At 58.3% G+C, this 25225-nt stretch carries 15 protein-coding genes; 7 read left to right on the top strand and 8 right to left on the bottom strand.

Annotation, left to right across the window (positions count from 1 at the left end; genetic code table 11):
• Window positions 1-9 precede the first annotated feature (9 nt).
• Window positions 10-1158, top strand: coding sequence for an RHE_PE00001 family protein (locus M1E12_RS22620; RefSeq protein ID WP_479564970.1), 1149 nt, complete (start codon window positions 10-12; stop codon window positions 1156-1158).
• Between the two features lie 156 nt (window positions 1159-1314).
• Here the strand turns inward: M1E12_RS22620 and M1E12_RS22615 are convergent, their stop codons facing one another.
• Both M1E12_RS22615 and M1E12_RS22610 read right to left on the bottom strand, forming a co-directional pair.
• Window positions 1315-1992, bottom strand: a complete 678-nt coding sequence (locus M1E12_RS22615) for a hypothetical protein (protein WP_479564969.1) — start codon at window positions 1990-1992, stop codon at window positions 1315-1317.
• Window positions 1989-5120: an N-6 DNA methylase gene (locus M1E12_RS22610; protein ID WP_479564968.1), complete on the bottom strand. Its 3132-nt coding sequence runs from the start codon at window positions 5118-5120 to the stop codon at window positions 1989-1991. The genes M1E12_RS22615 and M1E12_RS22610 overlap by 4 nt, the downstream gene beginning before the upstream one ends.
• Before the next feature lie 100 nt (window positions 5121-5220).
• On the opposite strand from M1E12_RS22610, the gene M1E12_RS22605 reads away from it, so the two are divergent.
• Window positions 5221-6129, top strand: a complete 909-nt coding sequence (locus M1E12_RS22605; RefSeq protein ID WP_479564967.1) for a BrxR family helix-turn-helix transcriptional regulator — start codon at window positions 5221-5223, stop codon at window positions 6127-6129.
• A gap of 153 nt (window positions 6130-6282) precedes the next feature.
• On the opposite strand, the gene M1E12_RS22600 is transcribed toward M1E12_RS22605, so the two are convergent.
• Window positions 6283-7155 (bottom strand): DUF4238 domain-containing protein, encoded by an 873-nt coding sequence (locus M1E12_RS22600; protein WP_479564966.1) that lies wholly within the window; start codon window positions 7153-7155, stop codon window positions 6283-6285.
• Window positions 7156-7464: 309 nt separating this feature from the next.
• Here M1E12_RS22600 and M1E12_RS22595 point away from each other — a divergent pair, with 309 nt between their 5' ends.
• From M1E12_RS22595 to M1E12_RS22585, 3 genes are all read left to right on the top strand, one after another.
• Window positions 7465-8589, top strand: a complete 1125-nt coding sequence (locus M1E12_RS22595; RefSeq protein ID WP_479564965.1) for a metallophosphoesterase family protein — start codon at window positions 7465-7467, stop codon at window positions 8587-8589.
• Entirely contained in the window at window positions 8586-11210 is a 2625-nt protein-coding gene (locus M1E12_RS22590; protein WP_479564964.1) for an AAA family ATPase, read from the top strand. Before M1E12_RS22595 ends, M1E12_RS22590 begins: the two co-directional genes overlap by 4 nt.
• Before the next feature lie 224 nt (window positions 11211-11434).
• Entirely contained in the window at window positions 11435-14095 is a 2661-nt protein-coding gene (locus tag M1E12_RS22585; RefSeq protein WP_479564963.1) for an AAA family ATPase, read from the top strand.
• Window positions 14096-14306: 211 nt separating this feature from the next.
• Here M1E12_RS22585 and M1E12_RS22580 read toward each other — a convergent pair whose 3' ends face one another.
• The 3 genes from M1E12_RS22580 to M1E12_RS22570 are packed head-to-tail and all read right to left on the bottom strand — an operon-like array spanning window position 14307 to window position 18643.
• The gene (locus M1E12_RS22580; RefSeq protein ID WP_479564962.1) at window positions 14307-15527 is read right to left on the bottom strand and encodes an MFS transporter; all 1221 of its coding nucleotides are present in this window, start codon (window positions 15525-15527) and stop codon (window positions 14307-14309) included.
• Window positions 15524-16756, bottom strand: a complete 1233-nt coding sequence (locus M1E12_RS22575; RefSeq protein ID WP_479564961.1) for an ATP-grasp domain-containing protein — start codon at window positions 16754-16756, stop codon at window positions 15524-15526. The genes M1E12_RS22580 and M1E12_RS22575 overlap by 4 nt, the downstream gene beginning before the upstream one ends.
• A 27-nt stretch (window positions 16757-16783) precedes the next feature.
• On the bottom strand, window positions 16784-18643 hold the full coding sequence (locus M1E12_RS22570; protein WP_479564960.1) for an FAD/NAD(P)-binding protein: 1860 nt from the start codon (window positions 18641-18643) through the stop codon (window positions 16784-16786).
• 111 nt (window positions 18644-18754) lie between these two features.
• Between M1E12_RS22570 and M1E12_RS22565 the strand changes: the two genes are divergently transcribed.
• Both M1E12_RS22565 and M1E12_RS22560 read left to right on the top strand, forming a co-directional pair.
• A complete protein-coding gene (locus M1E12_RS22565; protein ID WP_479564959.1) occupies window positions 18755-19969 on the top strand; it encodes a citrate synthase in 1215 nt (404 codons plus the stop codon).
• 1330 nt (window positions 19970-21299) lie between these two features.
• Window positions 21300-22139, top strand: coding sequence for a DMT family transporter (locus tag M1E12_RS22560; protein WP_479564958.1), 840 nt, complete (start codon window positions 21300-21302; stop codon window positions 22137-22139).
• 366 nt (window positions 22140-22505) lie between these two features.
• Here the strand turns inward: M1E12_RS22560 and M1E12_RS22555 are convergent, their stop codons facing one another.
• On the bottom strand, window positions 22506-23693 hold the full coding sequence (locus tag M1E12_RS22555) for an alpha-hydroxy acid oxidase (protein ID WP_479564957.1): 1188 nt from the start codon (window positions 23691-23693) through the stop codon (window positions 22506-22508).
• Window position 23694: 1 nt separating this feature from the next.
• On the bottom strand, window positions 23695-25203 hold the full coding sequence (locus M1E12_RS22550) for a tripartite tricarboxylate transporter permease (protein ID WP_479564956.1): 1509 nt from the start codon (window positions 25201-25203) through the stop codon (window positions 23695-23697).
• Between the last annotated feature and the right edge of the window lie 22 nt (window positions 25204-25225).

Here is a 25225-nt window from a genome sequence, read left to right as displayed (position 1 = left end):
GAGTGAATCATGAATTACCGGAAACAGGAATCCCTCGTGCCACCGGATTTGCTCCAGGTACTGCTGCGGCCGATCTCCGAGGCCGCCGTCGCGCTTGCCCGTCTCGATGAGCGCATCGCCCGTTCCCCCGTCGGCGAGGGTTTCCTCGAGCGCTCGCATTTCCTCGATGCGCACGCCTCGCTCTGGGTCGATGGCGAACTCGTCCATCTCGAAGACCTCGTCCTGCATGATGCGCTTCGAGATATCCGCGCGCCCACCCACGAACTCACCATCGCCCGCGACATCCTGAAAACCCGCCGTCGCATCGCCGCCCATCCCCCGGCCTGGGCTCTCTCTGCTCAAGGCCTCGCTTCGCTGCGCGGGCGGGCGTGGCCCGCGGCATCATCGGGAGGAGACGGGGAGGGGGTGCCGGAGGGGAGTGTTCAGGTAAGCGAAGTTCCGGCCGGGGGAGGGGAGGCGGTGGATCCCGACAGTGATGGTCTGGGTGATGCGTTTGCCGCGATCGATGCGGTGCTTGCCCGCTCGGAAGCCGCGATCGAAGAGGCGAAGAAGCCGGCGCGCGCCAAAAACGCTCCGGAAAAGGATCCCTTCGTCTACGATCTCGACTGGGATGAAGACGAGCGGCTGGCGGAGTGGCAGGCCGTCCTCGGCCGAACCCAGGATCTGCCGCCGGTGCTTCAGGCCATCGTCGCCCTCGATGCTTGGAACGACATCGCCGTCCTCCAGCACGCGCCCTGGCTCGGCCGGCTGCTGGCCGCCTCGATCCTGCGCGAGGGCGGCGTTACCACCGGTGGACACCTTGCGGCGATCAATCTGGGGCTCAAGGCCATTCCTGTCGATCGGCGCCGGCATCGTGATCGCGAGACGCGGTTGTTGGCGATGGCAAGGGCGGTGATCATCGCGGCCGAGACGGGGCTGAAAGAGCATGACCGGTTGATGCTGGCGCGGCAGATGATGATACGCAAACTGGAGGGGCGGCGAACGTCATCCAGGCTGCCGGAGCTCGTCGAACTCGTCATGGCGCGGCCGCTGATCTCGGCTGGCATGGTGGCGAAGACGCTTGAGGTCACGCCGCAAGGCGCGCGGCGCATTGTGCAGGAGCTTGGGCTTCGCGAGATGACGGGGAGGGGGAGGTTTCGCGCCTGGGGGGTAGTGTGAGTTCTGAACCAGCAAAAAAGATCGCGCGAAGTGACTGATGCGACAATCTCTATGGTGGTCAATTCGCCGAATGAGGTCAGAAAGCAGGTTTTTACCTGGTTCCTTCTAGAGGCGGACCATAAGGCGCTCCCGCCCAACCAAATGTCGATGTGTCGCTTAAGGCGGATGTGGGGCGATGTCGACGAAAACGTGCGCTAGCCGGATGTTTGGCGCGTGTGGATCACGAAGATGGATAGAATCGAAGCTCGCAGTGCTCGGTGCAATCGTTGACGGCGTAAAGCGATGAACGCCATTGTCCACCTGACACCGCAACGGGGTGATGTGCGAGTCAATAAGTGCTTCAACATCTGATGCCCCTTCCTTCGAGCCAGGTCGAATAAAGCCCCACATGGCACCTTCTGTCGAACGATGTCCGTAGCGGCCGTCGACGAACCTGATCATGCCGTCAAGTACGTAGGCTTTTGCGGGACGTCCGCCTCCAATCACCTTGAACTCGACAATGAAGTTTGGTGAGCCATGCAACCGCCATTCGATGTCCGATCGCCCGATGACCCTACGCTTTCCGTCCGGTCCCAAATCAAAACGTCGTAGTTCGGCAAAAAACTCGCCATCAAATGGCTGGGCGTTTGCCTCGCGTTGCTCGTCAAGATACCCTGTCAGTCCCTCCGTCAGTTCGGGCTCCGAGCGAGTTGCGAAAGGCTGTCCCTGGCCCGAATAGAGCTGTTCGTATTCCCGCCATTTCTCGAGCAGATATCGCAGAAGATCGGAAGCGGGGGCACGGCGGACGAGATATGTCCAGGCTGAGTCGTTCTGCAAACCAGCGAGTTGCGTCATGCTTGCATCCGGCGCCTAGAAAGAGCCTGTAGCTGCATGGCCAGCTGGTTCGCGTCCTCGACTGCGCAGCGCCGCATCCAGAAGCGTGAAACGAGTGGTTTAATGAGAAATATTCGGTTCCCATCTACAATCGCGATGTCGGGGATGGTCAGCAGACCTTCCATTGGTTCAGAAGTGACCCGCTGGAGCGCCTTTGAGAGCGTCTCGACGATGCTGTCATCGAATAGGCGATCGGACGGTTCTTGCTCACCGAGCGTCAGAACTGCGGCCCCGATTGGAACGCTTCGTCCGGTCCAGGTCGCGACATGGATTTTGCCGGATCCGCCCGTGGCGTCGCGCCATGCAGCGAGCGTATGCGACAGGGCATTCGTGTAACCTCGCATGAGAGCAGCCGACGGCGCCTGCCGCAGCGGCCTGGCAAGCGCCCGGTGGCTGAGGCTGGTCGGCTGGAGGGCCGCGCCTGCCAGTTTCGATAGTTCCTCGATCAGCGCGATGTCGTCAGGCGAGAGCTGGAAGTATTGATAGACCAGCGCGTTCGTCTGCTCCTGCACGTCTTGCCATTTTCCGGCCTGCAGGAACTCATGCTCAGCCTCGACGGAAGTGAGTAACGCATCGACCTCGAACATGATCTCAAGGGCGCGCGCCGGCGAAGGGTGCCGGTCGAGTGACCAGAACGGCCAGTCCATCGCTTCCTGCACATGCAATTTCGGACGTTCGGACGCTACGCTGCTGCTTAGCAGCAAAAGCAACCACAATCCCATTGGCGAGCGCAGATAAGCGGTTAAGAACCTAGCGGTCAGACGTCCTTCGACAGTGTTGGGAGCAGAGAGAACGGCAAGCGAGTGTTGATACGAAAACGGGGTATCGGCATAGACCGCCTTGACACCGTCCTCTGGATGAGCGCCATCGGTCCAAAGGACGCGCGGCCCCCGGAACAATCGCTCTTCCGGCACTCGCGCAATCTTTTCGAATGGGAAGGATCGAAGATTGCTTTGCGGCACATATGGGAGATCCTTGGGAAGTGCATTTGCCGGCAGGAAGCCTTCCTTGGCCATCCAGGGCGGAACATCGCAGTACCAGGTTTCAGGGAGCCGGCGGCGATCTTCGTCCTTGGCGTGAAATCCCTTCGCTTCAGCCCAGCCGTTCCGCGTTAGATCTTTGATAGACCCCCGGCGCCTAAGTCGTTTTAGCAGCGCAACGTCTGGCTCGCTCCCCCAGTAGCGGATAGCCAGCTGCGACTCGTCCTCTAGCAGCGAGGTGGACGGCAGGATGGCGCGATCGCCGCCGTGGACCGCCAAGCGACCAAAGGCCAAAGCGATGTCGGTCTTGGGAGTCCAATATGCGAAGCTCTCGCGCTCGATGCTCTTGAAACGGTCATCCCTAACTCTCGTTGTTGCGATCAGAACGACGAAGGGATGGACCGCGTCGGCGAAGATCAGTCGCCGCATGTCGGAGAAGTTGACTATCTTTTCTATATGATAACGGCCGAGCAGGTGCGCCCGAAAATCGCGCTGAGTAGGATCACCGGAGACGAACGGCGTCACTGGCAGGATAAGCGCGACCCTTCCGCCAGCCGAGAGGGTATCGGCCGCGGCAAGCGCGAACGCCGCGGCAATCTGACGCTTGGGCACATGGGGCTTGGGCGCCGCCTGCCTGTCGCGCCACGCCTCCATCGCTAGCGCGCCCGGCTCATTGGTCCGCAGCTTCCGCCAAGGGGGATTGGAGAGGAAGATTGTGTAGCGCTCGCGATTGTGTTTTTCGCTGTCCACTCCGAAGAAATCACCCTCGGCGCCGCGACGGATGTTCTTCCTGAGGGTCGGAAGCTTGTGCCCGCCATTTCGCAATACCGAAAGATCGCGCGGGTTGAGGTCCGACAGCAGGGCTAAGTAGAGACTGAACGCAGTTAGTTGGCAGGCGTCCTCGTCGATGTCTCCGCCGAAAATGTGATCGAGCAGGAGTTGCCGCCTAGTTGCAAAATCCGCTTCAGTGGCGATCCCTGCGTTGGCGTTCTGAACCTCATATGCCCGGACGACTCTTCGAAATGCGGCTGTCAGCAACATACCGGACCCACAAGCCCCATCGAAAATCTTCTCACGTAGTATGTTGCGGTCCGCGATCGCTAAGTCGACAACCCAGTCAGCGAGCAGCCGGGGCGTATAGTAGGCGCCCTGCTTTCGTTTTGCCTGATCACTGGACTGATCGTCAGCCTCCTCATCCTTCGAGGCAAGGAAGGTTTCGTAGATGCTGGCGATCAGCTCAATCGGAATCTGACTGAAATCGTACCGCCAGAAACTGGTTTGCCCAGTGCGCAGCGCTGTTCGGCTAAGAAACCCCTCGATCCAGTCGAAGGCGGCGTCCGACAGGTTTTCCCAGCCGAGCTCGCTATCCGCCGTCGTGAGGAAGTCACCGTTAAAATCGCCGCGCAACTTGCTGATGAGGTGCCGCAAGCCCGCGCGGTCGCGCCCACTCACAAGTTCGAAGAGGGGCTTCACGCCGCGTTGCGAGCGATAGGCTTCCCCAATGATGTCACGGTCCTCAAGGTAGGTGATGAAGATCAAGCGCGCGACAAGCCGCCTCGCCGCCGCAGGATCCAGTCCGCAGGACGCCAGTTTTCCGACTAGAACCAAGATGCTGTCTAGGAGGGTCTTATCGACGCGTTTCTGCGGATCAAACCACGCATCGCGTTCACGCAGCGCCTCCCCGCCGAGAAGGCCAGAGACGGACCAGGCCTGGCGCGCGGCCTCGCGCTCACTGATCGAGTAGCGATGCGGCTTGGCGTTCGGATTGTCCACAGACCACGCCTCCAACGATGACGTATCTGTCACGAGCACCACGCGAGCCAGGTTCTGGTTCCAGAGGCGCTCGCAAAACGCGCGTATCTGGCGTTGGCGTTCGCCGGAATCGGCGCTCAGGCGCCGCTCGTCAATCAGACAAACCGTCGGCACCCGATCGACACAGAAAACCGCGTCACACGACAGGCCGCGATCCGAAGAGAAAATAGCCCTCAGCTCGGGAGCGAAGGGGTGAAAGCCAACGGAGTCGTCTGTCCCTTGCACCATGGCACCGTCGATTTCAGCATACCCGAAATCCGCCACCCAAGGCCCAGTCAAGTTGGCGAGCTTATCCATTTTTCAACTTCTAACGGCGAGAGCATAAAGCGCCAATATCATTAAAATAATGATAGACAAATTTATTCTTATTGTCATTATAAATCGTATGATTACTTCCATGAATGCCGCCGACCGGCAGGGCAGAGGGCGGCCGCGCAAGCGTGCCGGTGAGTTGCCTACGGCTGATCAGCTACGGCGGCTGCAATTTATAGAAAGATCAGCCATCTGGACGGGGCAGGTTGGACGTCGCGCCGTGGCGGCGGCATTCGATGTCAGCGTCAGTAATGTCACGCTGGATTTTCAGAGATACCGTGAAATCGCGCCGCGTAATCTCACCTACGATGTAACTGAGAGATGCTTCCGCCCTACCGACAAATTCGAGCCCATTTTCGCTGATGAGACTGCGTCGATGGTGCTTGCCACAATCGGGGCAACGGCGTTGCTTCCAGACCAGGACCGCGGCAGGCTGTTGGGGTTTCTTCCGCCGGTAGACACCGTCAAGTCGCTTCCGACCGCCATCGAGAAAGACACTCTTGCGTTGGTTTGCCGAGCAATTACCTCCGGCAAGGGCGTAGCAATCGAGTATCAGTCAATGAGCACGCCAAATTCCGTCAAGCGAGATTTCTGGCCGCGAGCTCTGATTCTTACAGGGCACCGATGGCTAGTGCGAGGTTGGGATGAACGGCATGCCGATTATCGTGACTTCGCTCTCGCACGAATACTGAGCTCAACATTCATCAATCAAATTCGAGATCTACCTCGCGACAAGAATTGGCATGACCGTGCCAGGATAATCGTGGGGCTCGCCGACCACCTCTCCGAAGGTCAGAAGCTCGTCACCGCGCGAGAATTCGGGATGAGCCAACGTGAAGGCAGAATGTTAGTCGAGATTGATTCAAGGCAGGCGATGATACCATATGTTCTTGACCATCTAAGGGTGCGGGCGGCGGAGCAATTGGGCGAGAACTTACCGATTAAGCTTCTGAATTATGGAGAAATTCGCCAATTTGATAGGCCCCAAAAGTAAAGGTCTGTAGTTCGCTTCTCATCAAAACCAAAACGCGGTAACAAACATATCGCTGAAACTACTGCTGCAGTGCGTGAAACACTTGATGCGCCTCATCATGCCCATCGTGGTCACAGACAGCAAATGAATCTCACCAAATTCACAGCTGGTTCTTCATTGCGCGGGCACCTGTCGGTGATCAAGCCAGCTCTTCAGTATCTCGGGAGGAGCATAGGGGGTTCGTGACAATGAAGCGATCTGCGCCTCCGATCGGCCAGCAATCAGATACGACTGCTTCGTCATCGCTTCGTTCATTCGCCTTACGTCCATGGCTGTTAGACGTTCCATACGCACGCCAGGAGCATCGCAGTATCCTACAGCAACATCAGGCGCGATTGGCATGAACTGAACCCAGCGCGGGCTGAGAAGCGCATCTCCGCGCATATCGTCTCCGAGAATGAATGAAGTCCTTGCGGGTGCTATGTAAATGGCTAGCCCCATGCTTCGGAACTCTTGCAACATTTCGTCAGGCATCGGAGTCACCTGCGAAGCAATGCGCGCGTTGTTCATCTCGCGCAAAGCATCCTTCGGGTCCTTCTCCCAACGCCGGATATGCTCATGCCACTGCTGCTCTGAAGCAATTTCCTTCACGACGACCAGCAGGTCTTCCGGAGTGAGAAATCGTTGATGCCAGGCCACAGTGCGCTTCTGTGCATGGTAAACGTAGGTGTGCCACAAATCCAAATGCGTTCGATGCATGATCGGCGTCACCCCAGCCCGCACTTTGACGAGCAACTCCTGGATGAACGGCGCTACAGCTCTTTCCAATCGACCAAACCAATATTCAATCGAATGGTCGCGTACACCGTTTTCATCAACAAGTGTATACAAGTTGTCCTCGACGAACAGGTTCGCCGGCTTTGACACCCGCACCTCTCCAATCGGCATGCCCCGCCACCAGAAGAATAGCCCCCCGCTCGCGTTGGCGAAGTTTCGCTGCACCATTTGTGGAACGTAGTGATGGCGGTGCGGCGCGTTGCGTGACATAAAAGAAACCCGATGTTCTGGCGTTAAGAAATTTCACTCGAGTGCCGATGGAAGGTGAAGGTCGTCGGTTGCGTTGTAACCAGTTTCTCACTCCCGCCCGAAGCAGAGTAGGCCAAAGAAGCGTTCGATGCCATCGTTGCCACTGTCGCTCATCCGGGTTGTTGGCCAGCTTGAGGCCTGGAGCTTCGCTTGACATGTCGACTGGTGCCACCACTCGCTCAAACCAATGGCCATCGCTGGAAAGAATGAGATAGACTTGGGTGAACATAACGGGGCAGATACTCGTGTGCCTCTCAACATCCGGTGGTCATGTTTCGATTTATTCATTCCAGCGATCTCCATCTCGGAAAGCGTTTCGGCAACTTCGAGGGTGACCTGCCCAGCCGCTTGCGCGAAGCAAGACACCACGTGATCAATCGGCTGGCTGCACACGCTCGCGAGCAAAACGCGACAACGGTGCTGCTCGCAGGAGACACCTTCGATACCGAGACGCCGGCACCGCACGTGCGACGCCAGGCCTTTGCCGAGATGGCGCATGATCCCGAGATCAGATGGGTGATCTTGCCAGGTAATCATGATTCCTTGCAGTCCTCTCAACTGTGGACCACGTTGAAGGCAGAAGCACCCGAAAACGTCGTGCTTGCGGTCGAGCCCCGGCCGATCGAATTGGCGAGCGGTGCCGTCCTGTTCCCTGCACCGTGCACGACGCGCCGGCCTGGCCGAGACCTGACGGAGTGGATGGACGGTCAAGCCACGAGCGATGGGACGCTGCGGATTGCACTGGCTCATGGAGCCATTCGCAGTTTTTCAGAAGAGGGGGCCACCTCCGAGGTCATTGCACCAGATCGGGCAAGACGTGCAGGGCTCGACTATCTTGCGCTTGGCGACTGGCACGGTTCGGTCAGTGTGGACCAGCGTACCCATTATTGTGGGGCGCCAGAGCCGGACCGTTTCAAGCATGATGCGCCAGGCACAGCTCTTCTGGTCACGATTCCCGGTCCCTCGATGCTACCCGAAATCCAGGTTTTGCCCACGGCAACGTTCGCTTGGCGAAGCCTTGATCTTCATTTGCTTGAGGGCGACGCCCCAGAGGTTGCTCTCAATTCTCTTCTTCCGGCTTTAAGGGAACGTAGGAGCTCGCTGATCCGGGTGGTGGCAACTGGGCATACTCGCCTTGCAGCGCGCGCTGAGCTTGTCGCCGCCGTTGAAAGGGCAGTTCCGGATTTCGCTTTTCTGGAGCTAGACCAGGATGGGTTGGTCACAGAATGCGAGCTGGAAGACCTGGACCAGATCGATCGTGGCGGCGCCCTGCGTGAAGCTGCCAATGCTCTCCTTGCCGAGTCTACGGATGAACGTCGTCCCTTGTCTGAGCGTGAGATCGCGCGAGCGGCCTTGATGCGCCTCTACTCCTATACTCAGGCGATCACGCCATGAAGATTTCAGCCCTGCGCCTTTTCAACGTCAAACGGTTTGGCGGCCGCGGCGTTGCCATCGAAGGCATTGGAGATGGCGTGAACGTGCTTTGCGCCGCCAACGAGTACGGCAAGTCCACGAGCTTTGAAGCCTTGCATGCACTTTTCTTCCAACCTCATTCCGGCACCCCGGGCGATGTACAGAGACTGCGCCCCTATAGCGGTGGGAACCCGTTGGTCGAAGCGGATATCTCGACCGGCGAGGGCAGCTTCCGAATTACCAAGCAGTATTATGGTGGGCGATCAGCCCGTGTGCTGGATCTTGGATCCGGCCGTCTCGTCGCCCAGGCAGATGAGGCAGAGAACTTCATCACCAGCTTGATCAGGGGAGGGACCTCCGGACCTGCAGGCCTCCTTTGGGTGCGCCAGGGCATTACGGGCATGGAAAAGCGAAGCCGGACCGAGGAGGAAGGAGAAAAGCAGGTCCGCCAAAGCCTGCTCGAATCCGTCCAGGGCGAGGTGGAGGCTGTCACCGGCGGGCGCCGGATGGCCGACATCATGGCGGCCGCGAAAGAAGCCCTGTCAGACATGGTCACGGCCACCGGCAGACCAAAGGCTGGCGGTCGCTATGCAGCTGCGATTGAGGAACGAGATCGGCTCGTCGCGGCTGAGGCGCGGCTGGCAGCCGAGGTAACCCGATTGCGCCAAGCGCTGGACCAACGTGCAAACGCAGCGGCGAGACTTGTCGAACTCGACAGCCCTGCGGAAAGAGAAGAGCGCAAGGCGGCCATTCAGAGAGCTCAGAGCAAGTTCGATGCGGCCAAGGCGCAGAACGAAAAACTGAAGACGGCAGAAGCGGAACTGAAGCTTGTTCGCGAAAGGCGAAACGCAGCAGAGCGGGAGCTCAAAGCGTTCACCGAAGCACTGGGAAAGGCGGTCCTTCTGCAAAGCAGTCTATCTTCTGCAGAGATCAATAGGGCTGAGGCGATAAAGCGGCGCCGGGAGGTGTCCGAGGCGATCGAAAAGGCACGCGAGAACGTGGATCTCGCGGAGGCTGAGGAGCAGGGCCTCCGCGAGCGGCTAACCCGCTTCGACGCCGCAACAAAGGCACACGAAGCCCACAAGCGTCTGGCCGACCTGAAGCAGCGATTGGCCGAGGCGGAGAAGCTACGTCAGAGCATTGAAGAGGGTGAGGCTCAACTCGCACTTCTGCAAATACCGACTAAGTCCATCGAAGAACTGCAAGCATGCGAAGTCGAAATCGCCAAGCTGCGTGCCATCGATGAGGCCGCTCGCCCGTCAGTCTCAATCCACTACGAAGCCGATACAGCCGGAATGGTGACCCTCGACGGCAAGCCCCTGGTAGATGGCGAAGACCGGACCTACGACGGACATGCTCGACTTGAAGTCGCAGGAATTGGGACAATTACCTTGCGTTCGAACCGCCCCAGTCGGAGCGACAACCAACTGGTGCAGGCGGAAGCGGCAAGAACCGCCCTTCTTGCGTCAATGGGCGTCGATAGCCTCTTTGCAGCGCGAGACAGGCAGGCCAGGGCACAGCAGGCCGATGCTGACCTGCGGGGATCGAAAGACCGGCTGTCATTCATTGCTCCAGAGGGCCTGGCGAAACTCAGAGAGGAAGTCGAAGCAGGTAGAACGATCAGCCTTGAGGGTCTCGACCTGGATGAGGATCCGGCGCTGCTTCGCGCCGCGCTGGCACAAGCCGAAGAACACCGCAAGCAGGCGCGTCTAGCGCTCCGTGAAGTGGAGCCTGATCAGGCTCGTGCCGATGACGCCTTCGTCGCCGCGGAGACACGATTGGCGTCTCTGGTTTCCGATCAGGCACAGTTGGCTTTGATCCTTGGGCCGGAGGAAGCGCGTGAAGAGCGCGAACGCACATTGTCGGCCACGCTGGCCGATCTGGATCAATCGCTTTCGGAGGCTGAGGCGCGAGCCCTGAAACTGGGCGAAGATGCCGGTGATCTCGCGTCTATAGAGGCGGCGCTGACCCGTGCCCGCTCGATGGAAGCTGCGGTCGACAAGGAGATGAATACACTACGGGAGACCATGGCCGGCCTGAACGCAGAGATCCGGGCACAATCCGACGAAGCCGTAGAAGAGAAGTGGCGGGAGACTTCGGAGACACTTACCGCGGTGATCGCGCGGGTGGCGGCATTCGAGAAGGAGGTGGCTGTCCTCCAGCGTGTGACTGTTGCACTGGAAAATGCCAGGTCTGAGGCCCGCGAACTCTACCTCAAGCCTGTCATGGCTGAGCTCGGACCGCTGCTAAGACTGCTCTTCGACGATGTCTCAATCACCTTCGATGACAAGACGCTTCTACCCCAGACTATTCTGCGCAATGGTCAGGAAGAGGATGTCGATCGCCTGAGCGGTGGAATGCGGGAGCAGTTGTCCGTCCTGACCCGGCTGGCGTTTGCACGGCTTCTCGCACGTGACGGCCGGCCTGCCCCTGTCATTCTCGATGATGCGCTGGTCTATTCGGACGACGACCGTATCGAGAAGATGTTCGACGCACTCCACAGGCAGTCTCGAGACCAGCAGATTATCGTGTTCTCCTGTCGCCAGCGTGCGTTTCAGAAGCTCGGCGGAAACGTGCTGCAGATGAAGGATTGGCAGCCTTAGCTTCATAATATTCGTTTAGTTCTCGAGAAAAGTGAGCTCATAACTAGATCTAGATTGCGCAAGCATCTTAGGGATACATGAATACTGCCTCTAGCCAGAGATGGTTGAATGTTCGCCCAACACGCCCGACGCTCAAGGCTCTCTCTACTCCAGCCAAACTCGAGGCGTTCGTCACGATTGTCAGCCGGAGGACGCAAGCACTTCGGCCTCACACAGGAGAGGAAATGGCGAAGGATTTGATGAGTTGGGCTGCAGAGCAGCCCGATTGGGTTAAGGACAGTTTGCGGCGGATCGCCATCGCGACGGACTATTCCGTTGGGCAAGCGGATGCGGACTGCATCTTGGACAACGTGCGTGCCGCGGTTAGGTCTAATTCGTCGACTCACACGTTGACTGCCATTGACGCCTCGCATCTTGGAACCATCTCTGGAGACACGCGCCGGACCGTCCTGGCGCAACTCGGTCCTGTTCGTAATATCGACCGACTTGCCGGTGGACAGAAGCTGCGCATGGCCGCAGTGGGCATAACACTAGTGTATGGGGAGAACGGGAGCGGGAAGAGCGGATACACACGCATCGCAAAGCGCCTATGCCGCAGTCTGACTGCGGATCAGCTGCGGGGGAACGTCTTCGACGCTGGCGGCGGGCCGATGCGGGTGCAGGTCCGCTACCAAGTTGGCGACGACGCGGTAACGGAAATAGAGTGGGATCCCGGTACCCCTGCGCCCCCGCAGCTCCGCCAGATCTCTGTTTTCGACAGCCACAACGCCCAGTTATACGTGGACAGCGAAAACAGGATCGCCTATCTGCCGCGCGAGCTTGCAATCCTTGAGCATCATGGGGAACTGTGCCAGCGGATGGCCGCGAGGTTCTCCGCAGACGAGAAGGTTCTACTAGCGCGACTTCGCGTTCCACTACCTGCCGGCTACACGCAAGGTAGCCTTGTCTCCGTTACGCTCCGCAGTCTTGACCCGAAGGCGTCTTCACTGCCGACGGAAGAAGATCTGCGCAACCTGTCTGAACTCTCCGATGCGGAACTGACGGAACTCGCCAGACTGGAGGCCGAACTTGCAGCCGACCCCGTCGCCTTGGCGGCCACGCGGCGCCGTGCCGCCGCAGTGCTAAAGCGCGTGTGGGAAGTGCTGGCTAGCCTTCATAACGCGTTATCGGAGACGGTTGGCGCCGCAATCGCATCGGCCTCGCAGGAACTTGTCCACGCGATAGAAGCTGAAAGGATTGCGGCATCCGCTAGTTTCGCCGACGAACCGGTCGCTAACGTCGGTAGCACGACATGGCGCATTCTGTTTGAGGCGGCGCGCGAATTTGCGGCTGCGGGAGCAGGGCTACCTCCCGAGCGCCTGCCGGACGCACCCGGCGATCTCTGCCTATTGTGTCTTGAGCCGCTTACCTCGCCCGGCGCCGCCAGGCTTGCCCGCTTCAACGACTTTATAAGTGGAGCGGCCACTAAGCGTGCTGACGGTGCACGCAATGCTCTGAAGGCCCTTTTGGCGCAGGTTGAGCAAGTCAAGGTGCCTGAGTTAGCGGTCGTGGAGGAGAGCCTGACTGGATACGGACAGCTCGCGGCCAAACGTGCGTCTACGGTTGCCGAAATCGTTAAGGTGTTAGGGGAGTTCGAGGCCAGGCGTTCCTCGCTGCTGGACGGGTGTGGGAATCCGGCGCCCGCTCCAGACGTTGCCGCGCTCATCGCGACGATCACCGCCGAACTCGCCCTCCTTGAGAACGAGGCTGCGTTACTCCAGCAAGGTGCCTCACACACAGAAGTGCTAGACACTATGCGGGTGCGGCTCGCTGAACTCAAGGATAGGGTGAAACTCGCTAATGACCTTGAGATCGTCCTGCAGCGTCTTAGGGATGTGACGGAGCAGAGGTTGCTGGCGAGCTGCCAAGCACAGGTGGCGACGCGCTCTATATCGATGCAGATCACCGCTCTTCGTAAGCAGCTTGTAACCGAGGAGCTGGAACGCCGGATAGCCGAGGAAATTCGCGCGCTTGATTTGATCCACCTTCCCTTCAAGGTTAGTGACTCTAGTTCGGGCGGCAAGAGCCTTTTCTCGGTGGGTTTGAAAGGCGCCGGCACTGTGAAGAACAATCAAGTTCTCTCTGAGGGGGAGCAGCGAGCATTGGCCTTGGCGTGCTTCCTCGCAGAGATCGGAGGCAACGACGCGCGATACGGCATCATCGTCGACGACCCTGTATCCTCTCTCGATCATCTTCGCATCAGAAAGGTAGCCCAACGTCTCGTTGCTGAAGCGAGAAAGGGGCGACAGGTCATTATCTTCACGCACAACCTGGTATTCTTCAATGAAGTAGCCTCGGAGGCAGCTCGAGCCGGGGATGCCGCGCCGTTGATCAAGACGGTCGTTGCAAAGACCCAGTCCGAGGGCTTCGGCGTGATCCGCGAGAACAGCGAGCCGTGGGTCGCGGATTTGAACGCACGGATCGAAACGCTCCGGAACCGCGCGAAAGCACTGAAGTCGGTGACCGAATTTGACACTGACGAATACAGGCGACAAGCGAAAGACTTTTACTCGGACTTGCGCGAATCATGGGAGCGGGCAGTGGAGGAGGTGGTTCTAGCAAAGACCGTTGTGAGGTTTGTGCCGGACGTGATGACGGGGCGACTCAAAGAAGTGACCGTCACCGACGAGGACTACCGCACCATCTTCTTCGCAATGAAGCGCGCATCGGAACGGTCGGGCCACGACATGTCCGCGGGCAGGGACATACCTCAGCCGTCCCCGGACGAGATGGCATCAGACCTGAAGGTGCTCGAAGACTTCAAGATCGAGCTCACCAAGAGGAGGAAGGAGACCGCCGCCACGCGATCTGCGCTTGAGAACCCCGTGGGCGGAGAGCTGCAGTGAGGGCAGTAAACCCGTTGATGCATCGACGGTAAACCGGCCGGTTGGTGTAAGAATTCCCGTTCTCGGAAGCACCTCACCCAATTCTATCGGTCCGAGGCGCCGCGAAACTGGACGATTTAGACAGGTCAAGTTTTTGGTGAGATTTCAAATGTCTGGCAAAAGGACGCTGGGTCAACGGTTCGATTCCCTTCAAGGCGGAGACGATGTCCGCTCAGGCGATCGACAATCGTTTCAATGCCCAGGCACATATGAGCAACATTGTGGCTGCTGCAACGAATGTGTACGGGACGCCATAAGATGTGGATATCAATCCCCAGGTCCAACTGCCTGACGTGGTGCCACCATACATAGCCATGAGATAGACCGAAATTGCTTTGCCGCGGATCTGGACGGGGAACGTAGCCTGTGCCGTTCCGTTCAGCCCGGAAACAATGAAAGCCCATCCCATTCCCGTTAACACCATGGCGAGCCAGAGCGCGAAGTAGCTCACGTTACAGGCTGCCAGGATTAGCGCAAAGCCTAGCAGTGCGGCAGCAATACGCGTCAGACGGTCTATGCCAACTCTTGCTTTGAGTGAGGGCAGCAGCATGCCTCCAACGATAGCACCTGCTCCAATTGTGCCCATCAAGAGGCCAACGGACGAGGCATTCATGTGCAGCTCGAGCCCAGCGAACGCGGGAAGTAGGCTCCACATGCTGCTTGCGCCAAAGAAAATGAGAAAGGTCCGTACAAGCAGTGCTATGAAGCGCTCGTGTTGCAAGATGTGGCCAAACCCGAGAGACCTGCTCTTTTTGGGCGCCTTTGGTCCTGTGATCGCGTTAGCTGACGTTGAACGCCACCTCCAAAATACGAAGATGAGAGCAAGATACGAAGCTGCGTTCATCCAGAATATCAGGGAAATGGCCGATATCTGAGCGATGAGGCCTGCTACGGCAGGCCCTACGGTCCTGGCAAAATTGAAGCTCATGCCGTTCAGAGCTGCCGCGCTGTGTATTTCCGTCGGTTCGACTAAAGAGGATGTTGCCGCTTGCCACGCTGGCATCGTCATGGCCGCGCCGCATCCCAGCAAAAATGTGCCCAACAGAAGTAGGCTGGGAGTCACCGCTTCCAGGGCTATGATTATGCTGAGGCCGAAGGCGGCAATAGCCATTGCGACGTGCGTGGCGAGAAGGTAAGATCGGCGATCAAATCGGTCCGCGAGAATTCCGGCTGGTACGACGAGCAGGAAGATTGGCAGCGTCATCGCGGTTTGGATCAACGCCACCATCTGGGATGAAGAACTTAACTGAACCATCAACCATGCGGCGCCCATGCCCTGCATCCAGGTGCCGAGGTTTGAAATGCCGTTGGCGATCCAAAGCGATCTGAAGCGCTCATTGTACAGAGGCGCCCAAAGCCGGGTGTCAGTTTCCTCCAGAGGGGAGACGCTCATAGTGCCCACATCGTTTTGGAGTTGAACCAGCTATCCAGGTCTAGCGCCCGCGATCTCAGTTCTTCCTCATTCTCGCCGCCAAAGACGAAACTGGCCACTTCGGCATTTGTCATGGATGCGCCGCCGTAACGGCGACCGACGACACCGTAAGGTTTGTAGATGTCGATCCAGTCATGTTCTGCAGCCAAGGGGAGGCTCTCTAGAACACCATGTTTGGGTGGTATGATTATGCGCGCCGTTGGCCGGAAGTCCCTTGCAGCGCGACGTTCTAATGTATCTCCGCCACCTATCGAGGCTTTGACGTATCCCATCTTCATATTTACGCCCGTCGCAATCAGCACTTCCTCGTTGATCACACCACCTCCCAGACGACTGGCCACTTCACAAAGTACCAGTCGATCATCAGGCGTGTGAAAGATTTGAAGATGGAAAATCGATGTCGCGGGGAAAGGAAGAGCTTTCTCCAGCAGGTATCGTGTGAATTCTTCAATCCTTCCGACGAGCGGGTTGCCGGCATCAAGGCTATGAGTGCCGATAGTCTCTCCTCGGATAAATGCGAGGCAGTCCTTCAGATAACGGGCTGCATGAATAACCACTGGGCTGCCGTCGACGTAGAGCCCGTCGACTCTGAACATCTCTCCTTGCACGAACTGCTCGACCGTGTATCGGTGCGTACTGGACGCACCGCTCTCTAGAAAGGAGACCACATCCTGCTCGGTAGAGAGAACCGCGACGCCTGACGAGCCGCGGCCATCGAATGGTTTGACCACGACAGGCAAGCCGTGTGCGGAGATGAATTCTGTAAGGTCGGTGGCACTTGTGATTTCTTCGAAACGGGGAACGTCAACGCCGCGCTCCCAAGCTCTGCGTTTCATCAAGATCTTGTCTCGGAAGAATTGAGCTGCTTCAGGCGTTTGGCCCTGCAGCGCAAGCTTGTTGCGGATCCGAGCGGCGCGGAGCACGTCTGCTTCAGAAAAGGCCAACACGCGACTGAATTTCGTTCGAAGATGTAGATCGATCGCTGACGGCTCGATCAACTCGCTATGCTCGTAATTGTGGAAGAACTCAGATTGCCGGAATGCCCGAGTGGCAAGCTCTTCAACGGCTTTGGAAGTTTCAGCATCGGCGATACCAGTGAACAGCACGGCATCACCGCCAGTAGCTTCAAGCCATTCCTCTGGAGTGTTTTGCAGCAGCACCTTTGGAGTACACAAAATAAGTGAGGTCATTGATCGTCTCTTGGGATGGTCTGAGATTTAGGCGGCCGAGAATTCCGGCGTCGTAGGAATGCGTGTTGCATCCCCACGGGCTGACGGCACAGCCGCGGAAAGGGTTTGGGCAGTACGCAGGATGTCTTCCGCGCACTCTTGCGCCTCCTGTAGTGGGGACCTTGCGGCACCAGGCGCGGATAGAACGAACGTGTAGAAGCGAGGCCCCTCAATCGGCGTTCCAAGGGCCCAAATTGGCGATGTAGAGTGTCCATCATGAGATACCAGCCGATGTTCGGGCGTCACATCAAGTCCGCCCGGTTCGTAGCCACCATTTGTGAATGCTCTCGCCACGCCGGCACGAAGCAGCGCTTGGATGATGCCCCCTCGAAGCGAGACGGCCGGCGCGAGCGGAAGATGTGCACGGACCAATTTGTCGACTTGGCGCGTGCCAGCCGATCCGTAGATTTTAGTCTTGCCAGATGTTGGAGCTTCCACTGAGAGAGCCCGGCCAAGGCCGACATCCACAATTTCGGCCTCTACAAGTGCCGCCAGTTCTTCAATTTTCTGAAGTGGTGGCCCGACAGCGAGCCGGTTCATTACTGGCACGAAATCCGTAAGGAATGACTGGTGTGATTCCGGCGTAAGCCCGCCATGTTCCACGACATGTCGTAGAATGGGTCGGATGTCGCGCAGCACGTCACAAGCTGCCTTGATTGGGCTGTCGATGTTACCCACGCGAGCCTCGTCAACATCCTCACGCATTTTCTCGATCAGCCACTGGCGGTAACGGGTGCCGTCGACCATTACATCTTGCGGCGCTGGTGCCATAAGTGATGCAAGATCCCAACGAGATTCAGTGGGTAGTGCAGCTAGAATAGCCTGTACCTCCGCAGACTTTGGGCCTCCCGAGAGATAGGATACGACAAATCTCTCTGCTCTTTCAGCGCACATGGTCCTGCGGATAAGCGTGCTATAATACATCAACTCCATCTCAGAGTTGACCAGCGGTAAAACCTCACGAGCGAAGTCGAGTTTTCGTTGAGCTCTAGAGCCTCCACAGTATGGATCTCGAAGGCGATCAATTGCCTGTGTCGTCGTAAAAAAGGGCTGATAGTCCCAATTTAGTGGCTTCTGATTGCGTGCTCGTGCGAGCAGAGGCACGCCGCTTCGCGAGAAGCAGACGAGTTTAGGTTCGCGACCAGATGGTCGGTACCTTAATCTCCCGCCCTCGCGTGTAAACTGGCCTCCGCGACCAACTGTTGCCGCTGTGATCGTATCAAGCGCGGTCAATCCCATGCCCTCGATGCCGATTTCATCAGTGCTGCCCACCCGGTCCATCATTCGATCGACGGGGTAAGCGGGAGCATGAGCGGATCTCGGTGAACGACCGGTGGCCCCACACGACGAGTGGCCCGTAGTGATGGCAAGCCCGTTAACTTCGACGCGCAGGCCATTCGTGCCGAGGATGTGATATTTGTGCCGCTCAAGCACGCGGATGTCAGTAACCTCCTGCTGATGAAGAGTGACGTTGATGCTGTCGGGTAGGTTCCGAACGATGTATTCGAAAGCCCAAGCGAGGTATTTTCCCAGCACCGCTCGTGGAAGATAATCGTTTTCATGAACCAGATGATTGGCGCCGTCGCCCTCAGCGACCTCATACTGCCGTGCTCGAGCCCACTCAAACAGGGAGGGAGAGCCAATCGGGCGCGCGATGGTTCGTTTGTTGATCCCAAATGCAGTTATTTGAGAGCAGACTGTGTTGGCGAGCAGATATTCTGGCTGATCGGTTGCATGTACTCCACAACCCGGCTGCCCTGGCTCGAACAGATGAAGTTCAATTGGTTCAAAGTGATCCTGCTGAAGGCTAGACAGTCTCTCCAGCAGAGAAAGGCCACGTGGACCCATTCCTACTATCCCAAGCTTCCAAGGCATCCCGTACCGCCATCTTCTGTGCAACCTGCGGACGATTTCCCATTGATCACTTAGATGGTCAATCTTGATTGATTGAATCAATGTATGGTGCTACTCAAAGGCATGGACGACACCGGATACATGACCGCGACGGAGGCGGCGGCGGAGCTCAATGTGAGCGTGGCGACGCTTTACGCCTACGTGAGCCGCGGGATTATCCAGTCGGAGGCTCGAACTGGCACGCGGGCAAGGCGGTATCGTGCAGCTGACGTCCGCGCTTTAGCCAACAAGCACAAGGTTGCCACAAAGCATGGTGACTCAAGCAAGCTGCTCTCCTTTGGGGCCCCACTGCTGGATTCTGAAATAACGTTCACCGATGGACTGAAACTCTATTTCCGCGGGCGCGATGCCTCGCAGTTGGCCGCGAACAGTGGGAGCCTTGAATCGGTCGCAGCTTTGATTTGGGGTTGCGATGACGAGCCAAAACTTTCAACCGGCTCAATTGAGCTCCCCCCAGAGTATCTTGACCTTGCCGGGACTGTAGATCCTGACTACCCACTCGTTACCTGCCAGGCCCTGCTGCCTCTAATGGGGCAGAGAGACGTTCGCGCGTATGACTTGTCACGAGAAGGTGCGTCACGAGCTGGCTTGAATGTACTGAGACTTGTAACTGCTCTGGTGTCGGGCATGACGCCGAGCACCCGCCCAGTACATGCGGTATTGTCGTCTGCCTGGAAGGTCGAAGAACATGCTGACCTGTTACGCTCAGCGCTAATCCTCGGAGCAGATCACGAACTGAACGCATCTACGTTCACAGTGAGGGTAGCGGCCTCCGCCGGAGCGCCAATATACCATGCCGCAGCGGCCGGATTGGCGACGCTGCAGGGCGCCAGACATGCCGGGGAAATTGAGAGGACATATCGTTTGCTGCAGGAGATTCTGGACAGCAGACAGAAAGATGCTGAAGTGGTTGCAGGTTGGATGAGGCGAGGTGAGAGTGTCCCGGGCTTCGGCCATCCGCTTTACCCCTCAGGCGATCCCCGAGCGCAAACTTTGTTGGGTCTATTGAACCGCCACCGCAGCTCCCGCGGGGCGACGGATGTCATCCAGGCGGTCAATACCGCACAGTCAGTCACCGGCAAGCTATTGAATTTCGATGGTGCCTTGGCGGCGCTTTCGCTACACCTTGGTCTGGCCGCGCCCGCAGGTCTTTGTATCCTTGCAATAGGGCGTGTCGTTGGTTGGGTGGGGCATGCAATTGAGCAATACCACGATCAGCGCCTTATTCGGCCCCGGGCACGATATGTCGGGCTTCGATAGAACGACTGACCTCCTCCTTGGTCTCATTGAACCGCTTGATGGCAATTCTTGGAATGGAGCCTGCGCGGAGGGCTACACGACTTCCTAAGATGGGCGTCATCCGAAAAGCACCACGTACCCGTGAGTTCGGTACCCAGGAGGATGACGAGCTTGACTCCAGTCGAACGGGTCGATGGTTCATATCCTCTCAAGAGCGAAGGCTCACTATTGTAAGGACATCGTTGCTTCATGCTGCCATGGCCCATGCATGTAGCGCCATAGATCCAACCCTGTGGTGGAGATGGCGCAGGCTTGAACTCCAACGTCAAGGCACGGTGAAACTACTCGTCTGGCTCAAGATCAATCAGGTTGATCGGCTGCATGAACTTTCCTCATCTCGATACGCCTTTGTAGCAGGTGCGGGTATACGTTGGTGGACGGACGGTGTGGCCGATTGAGCTCCCGCTTGACGAATTCGTGCGCCCCTTCGTCAATCAGCCCAGCCATGGAACAAGCCGGCCGTCTCAGTACATTGGTCGAATCGGAGCAGGGGAGCGAATGCCGTATTATCTTGTGACGCAGACTTCGCTTGTTGAGGCGAAGGACGAGGTTGCCGCTGCCGAGCAGGTCTTGGCCCAGTTGCAGGAGGCACCTGAGGTCACCTTCACAGCCAGGTACGACGAGAACGCCGTTCAGCAGGTAACGGTTCGGAGCACTGGATCGCCGGGAAGAGTGCGGCCTGAACCTAACGTTAAAGAGGAGGCTTCATACCCCGCTGTTGACGTTGTGCAGCAAAGGCAGCCATCCGAGCCGCTGCCTCCGACCGGTTCCACTGCGCAGCCACCTGTCACTGCCTTCGCCGTCTTCATTACAGGTGTCTTGATCGGAATGGTTGCTCAATGGCTCATGCTCTGAGCAGAAGGCCATGCACGGGGTCGTCAGTTCGGTTCTCTTCATGGCGTAGGCCGCCGCACACTCTTTGGGTGTGGCCAGTCGGTCTGCAGGCGCCGATCCTTGGGTATGAACGAAGGCCACCTAAGTGCAGCAATCATTTACTCCTTCATCATGAGCCGGCGATGCTGTCACACGGCTCACGGCTGCGCTGATACCATACCATGGCCTTTAGCAGCTTCGGTGGCAGAGTTGGGGCCGGGAGAGCAATGCAGCATCATCATAGCTGCACTGCACAATGAATGTTATCCTTTTGGTCAAAAACCGGGCACAACGCCTGCAGCAGATGCACCACGCGGCTTTCCTCCCAGTTCCGCGTATCTGCTGTTCCCCTCTGGAGGTCCATGACCTTCACTTATTGGGCTCCGGGAAACCGTGAGCCCATTTTTTTTGGCTGACTATGAGCAACAAGACCCTCGGCTACCTCTACGTCCTCCTCGCGATCACGATCTTTGCGGGCCAGGATGTGGTCTCCAAAATCCTCGGCGAAAAGTACCCGCCAATCATGGTGACCATGATTCGGTTCTGGGCCTTTGCGGTCTTCGTGACGATCCTGGCAGCGACATCTCCGGGTGGCATCCGCGCTGCTGCAAAGACCGACCGCCCTCTTCTCCAAGTGCTCTGGGGTGTCCTGTTGGTCAGTGAGGTGGTGGTGGTTATCGTCTCCTTCAACACGGCAGGGCTAGCAATGAGCCAGGCCGTCATGCAGGTCACACCCCTGATGGTCACCGTTCTGTCTGTGCCGCTGCTCGGCGAACAGGTAGGCTGGAGGCGCGGTCTTGCCGTGGCCGCGGGGTTGCTCGGCGTGATGGTGATCCTCAATCCTCTGAACGTCCACTTCGACCTTCGCCTTCTCATCCCGCTCGGCGCAAGCGTTCTCTATGCGCTCTACAACATTGCGACGCGGGCGGTAGGCACCCGGGACAGTGCAGTCACGAGCGTGTTCTATGCAGGTGTAGCTGGTGCAGTCACGGCGTCCATCATCGGACCATTTTTCTCGACACCTCTTTTGATGCAAGACTGGCCCGCCATGGTAGCCCTTTGCATCTGCGGGGCGACGAGCCACTACTTCCTGATCAAGGCCTACGGCCATCTCACGGCCGTGGAAGTGCAGCCAGTGACCTACCTCCAGCTCGTCCTGAGCGTCGCGCTGGCCGCGCTCTTGTTCAATGAGAGCCTGACCCCGAACATGATATTGGGTGCCATCATCGTCGTCGGCGCTGGCTTATTCACGATGTAGAGGGAGCCTCGGCGAGGGCTACTCCAGCAGCAACAGGACGAAGCGTAGCCGGACCAAACGCCTGGCCGTGAAGAAGCTCAGACGGTGGTTGGAGAGGCTATTCGACTGGATGAGATAGGCGTTGATCACCGCTCATCGGGATTGCCTCCGAACCAATACGCGTCGGGTGAGCTACCTTGCATGGCTCCGGCATCTCGTTTGACGCATGACACGCTTCGTGTTCGATGGGTAAGATGGCGCGTTGTGGCTGGGGCAACTGCCGCTGACTGCCGCAGTCCCCTTGGCGCCGTCAAATAGCTGATGGGAGGAGACTTCAGGGATACATTGGTTAGGTCGGAGCAGCAACGTTTGACGAATTGCGCCGAGCTAGACGGCGTGTAGATGCTCTTCCGACATCTCGATCGGGCTATTCAAACCGAGCAGTGCCATGTTCCGGTCTACCTCAGTCCTGAGAATGTCCGCTGCCACCCGGACCCCGTCTATGCCACCGATGGAAGCGGCATAGAGGAACGGGCGGCCGATGAACACGAATTTGGCTCCCATAGCTAAGGCTTTTAAGACATCGGTTCCGCGTCTTATGCCACCATCCATCATGACAACCGTCTGAGCGCCAACGGCAGTTACGATCGCTGGAAGGGCATCGAGCGGTGAGAGCGCGCCGTCGAGCTGTCGTCCACCGTGGTTCGATACGACGATCCCGTCAACGCCAAGTTCGGCCGCTTTGCGTGCGTCGGCTTCATGCAGGATACCCTTGACCACGAGGTTGCCTTGCCATCGCTCGCGAATGCGCTGCAAATGGGTCCAGTTCAAATGGTCCTTCTTGCCAAAATCGCGCATCACCGAAGACGAGATAATCGGTGCGCCACGCGTGGCATAGGAATTTTCAAAGTGAGGGATGCCATGTCGCAGGATCGTTCTGATGAATGTTCCCGTCGTCCAACGGGGATGCGACAGGCCCTGCCAGGCGAGATTGAGGCTTGGCCTGAGCGGCGTGGAGAAACCTGCTCTGATGTTGTTCTCGCGATTGGCGAGCGCGGCTGTATCTACCGTGAGCATCAGCGTCTTGAACCCCGCCGCTGCTACCCGGTCTAGAAGCGCGTCGATACGATCTTCCTCGCCGGGCAAATACGCCTGGAACCAACTCTCCGGCGCAGCCTGAGCAACGTCCTCCAGTGGGATCAACGACGATCCGCTCATGATCATGGGTATGTTCGACTGCGCGGCACCCTTGGCCAGAACCAGATCACCCCGATAGGCCATCAACGCGCTGATGCCCATGGGAGCGATACCGAACGGCGCATCGTAGCTCTTTCCGAACAGCTCCGTCGCGGTCGACCGGCCAGACACGTCCAGCAGGACGCGGGGCCTGAACGCGTATCTGCTAAAAGCTTCAGCATTCATGCGCAGGGACGCGTTGGTTTCCGCCGCACCGGCAATGTAACCGAACAGGGGGCGCGGCAGATGACGCCGCGCCTGGAGTTCGAAATCTTCCAAAGACAAAACGTTCTTCAGTCGACCACGGATTGGGACATTGCGCAAAGCCGGCATGCTCATTTCAATCCTCGCTCGCCTCGAACGCCTCCTTGCGCCCTTTCCGGATCGTCGGGAGAATAAGCGTCAGAAGCATGCCCGCGGTGATCAGAAGCAGAACCGCACTGATCGGCCGTTCAGCGAAGACGAGCGGATCCCCCTGCGACAGCAGGAGCGCGCGGCGCAGGTTGGTCTCCAGCAAAGGTCCCAGGACGAAGCCGAGCAGAAGAGGCCCGGCCTCACATTTCGCCTTGCGCAGGATGTATCCGAGGACGCCGAAGAGGATGACCAGCGCGACGTCGAAACCGCGATTGCTCACACTGTAGACCCCGATGCAGCAGAACAGGAGGATGGCCGGGAACAACAGACGGTAGGGCACCTTCAGAAGTCGAACCCAGATCCCTATCAAGGGCAGGTTGATGATCAGCAACATGGCATTGCCAAGCCACATCGACGCGACCAGGCCCCAGAACAGCTCAGGCTGGTTCTGGATCACAGATGGGCCCGGCGTGATGCCGTGGATCGTCATGGCGCCCAGCATCATAGCCATGATGGAATTTGAGGGGATGCCGAGCGTCAGCAGTGGAATGAAGGACGATTGCGCCCCTGCATTGTTTGCGGCTTCCGGTCCTGCGACGCCAGCGATTGCACCATGCCCGAATTTTTCAGGCGTTTTGGAGATCTTCTTCTCCACCGAATAGGCGCTGAAGGCACTCAGCGTCGCACCACCACCCGGCAGCACGCCAAGCAGCGTGCCGACGGCAGTGCCACGCAGGACAGCGGCCCAGCTCTGCTTGAACTCGTCTTTCGTGGGCCAGAGCCGACCGATGGTGCTCTGCAGGACGCCCCTGGCCTCCTTGAATTCCAGATTGCTTGCGATCTCGGCAACGCCGAAGAGGCCGACGGCGATGACCACGAAGTCGATCCCGTCATAGAGCTCGGTCGAACCAAAAGTGAGACGCGTGGAGCCGCTGTTCACGTCGATGCCGACCATGCCAAGCACCAGTCCCAGGCACACCATGCCAATCGCCTTGATGACGGAGCCGTGAGCCAAGATCGTTGCTGCCAGCAGGCCGAACACACAGAGCGCAACATATTCGGCCGGTCCGAACGAAAGCGCGAAGGACGAAAGTGTGGGACCCGCGATAGCCAAGCCGATCGTCGCGACCGTTCCAGCAAAGAAGGAGCCCAGTGCGGCAATGGCCAGCGCTGCACCGGCACGGCCCTTACGCGCCATCTGATAGCCATCGATCGCCGTCACCACCGCCGAAGCTTCACCCGGCAAATTCACGAGAATTGCCGTTGTGGATCCCCCATACTGAGCTCCGTAGAATATCCCGGCCAGCATGATCAGCGCACCGAGCGGCGGCAGGAAAAACGTGACCGGCAGAAGGATGGCAACGGTGGCGGTGGGGCCGATGCCCGGCAAGACGCCGATCAACGTGCCAAGAAGTGCGCCGATGAAACAGAAGAGTAGGTTCGTCGGTGTCAGGGCCTCCGAGAAGCCAAGCATGAGGACGTCAAGGAATTCCATGTCTAAGTCCTTCCACTGCCGA

The organism is Rhizobium sp. K33 (assembly GCF_056501445.1).
Note: the sequence above shows the minus strand (reverse complement) of the source record. Positions and strands in the feature narration are given on the sequence as shown.